General features: G+C 41.7%; 1 protein-coding gene and 1 pseudogene. One reads left to right on the forward strand and one right to left on the reverse strand.

Going from position 1 to position 1,742, the window contains the following annotated elements:
• Positions 1-329 (reverse strand): annotated as a pseudogene (locus G4P69_RS37860) (hypothetical protein); the annotation flags it as partial.
• 199 nt (positions 330-528) lie between these two features.
• Between G4P69_RS37860 and G4P69_RS37865 the strand changes: the two are divergent.
• The gene (locus G4P69_RS37865; RefSeq protein ID WP_208344109.1) at positions 529-1,644 is read left to right on the forward strand and encodes a ferrochelatase; all 1,116 of its coding nucleotides are present in this window, start codon (positions 529-531) and stop codon (positions 1,642-1,644) included.
• The last annotated feature ends 98 nt before the right edge of the window (positions 1,645-1,742 follow it).

Raw genomic sequence — 1,742 nt, forward strand, 5'->3', positions numbered from 1 at the left:
CATAGTGGTACACCCCACCCATCTATAGCAATAAAAGCGCTGATTTGTCCTCCGAGCATTTGCCACTTGCATGCAGCAACTATTGCTCCTACAACACCAGCGCTAAAGCTAATAAACAAGACTGGTTGAGCCTTCCAGTTTCCTAAGCGTTGGTATAAAAACTGTAAAATATGGATTCCAGATAGAGGGAAAAAACCCTGTTTCGGGAAAATCAGCATATCGTCTGATGTAACTGTGCTTGAATTCTGACAAACTTGCTTACGTAAGCTTAATACAAAGCTTTCAGTCAAACTTGGTTCATGAATACCCGGGCAAATTATTATACTCATATTCAATAATGTTGTATATGTAACACGGTTTGATTTGCTCATACGAGTCATTGTACGTAAAAAGTCATGATTCAGCACTGTAATTTTAGTTATCCCCCTAGAGGGGATAGGATTATAATTAGTAAAGATTCACCAGTAAGAAAAGCAACAAGGCTATAGCAGACCCTTTTTCATTGTCGTTGTATAGAGGAATTCTAAAGTGGTAGCAACCCCAGAAAAACTACAACACACACCAGAACAGTCCACCCAACAGCGCGTAGCTGTACTGCTAATGGGCTACGGCGAAGTTGAAAGTTACGAAGATTTTGCTAACTATAACGAACAAGCGTTAAATCTACTGACAGCAAAATTTGCACCAGTACCAACATGGATTTATCCCCCTCTGGCAAAGTTGCTGGCATTATTTGATCGCCATGAGTGGGGACACCAGCATCACGATTTTATCTCCCCACACAATGCCATCTTTGAACAGCAACGTGCTGGTATTGAAAAGTATCTACAAGAACACTGGGGTGATAAAGTCCAAGTCTTCAAAGCCTTCAACTTCTGCGCCCCGTTTCTCCCTAAACAGGTTCTGGCAGAAATTAAGAACCAAGGCTTTGATAAACTGCTCATCTACCCTCTGTTAGTGGTTGATTCTATCTTTACCAGTGGAATTGCGATCGAGCAAGTCAATAACGCTTTATCGGCGTTGGCTGACAGTACCGAACATTGGGTAAAAAATCTACGTTACATTCCTTCTTTCTTCAACGAACCAGCTTACATTGATTTAATGGCGCATCTCGTCGAAGAGAAAATCACCAGCGATCTAGCGGGTGCTTACCTACCTTCTGAAATTGGCATCGTGCTGATGAACCACGGTTGTCCCCACAAAGCCAAAGGGTTCACTTCTGGAATCACCGAAAGCCAAGCACTCTACGACTTAGTGCGTGACAAGTTAATTAATCGTTACCCTTTAATTTCTGTTGGTTGGTTGAACCATGACACACCCCTAATTGAATGGACACAGCCAAACGCTGAACAAGCAGCCAAAAATCTGATTCAGTTGGGAGCTAAAGTCATTATCTTTATGCCAATTGGCTTTGCAACAGAAAACCATGAAACTCTTTTAGATGTACACCACATTATTCACGCTTTAGAGAAAAAGCATTCTAATGTGAATTATGTCCAAATGCCTTGCGTCAACGATAATCCTACATTCCTAGCGATGGCAGCAGAATGGGCAAACTCTCATATTGCTGAGTTGCTATCTGAGCAAGCCACAGCAGTAAACCCTCAGCTAGCTGTTGGTCACCATCATCACCATCATCATTAAAATCTTAAGACAACTTAATGAAAGGGAGCAGGGAAAACTAGGTCACCCACTTTCTTGCGAGGCTTTAAATAAACCTTAAGCTCTTTTAGTAAACTAGT

It is taken from the genome of Aetokthonos hydrillicola CCALA 1050 (assembly GCF_017591665.1).
Classification (GTDB): domain Bacteria; phylum Cyanobacteriota; class Cyanobacteriia; order Cyanobacteriales; family Nostocaceae; genus Aetokthonos; species Aetokthonos hydrillicola.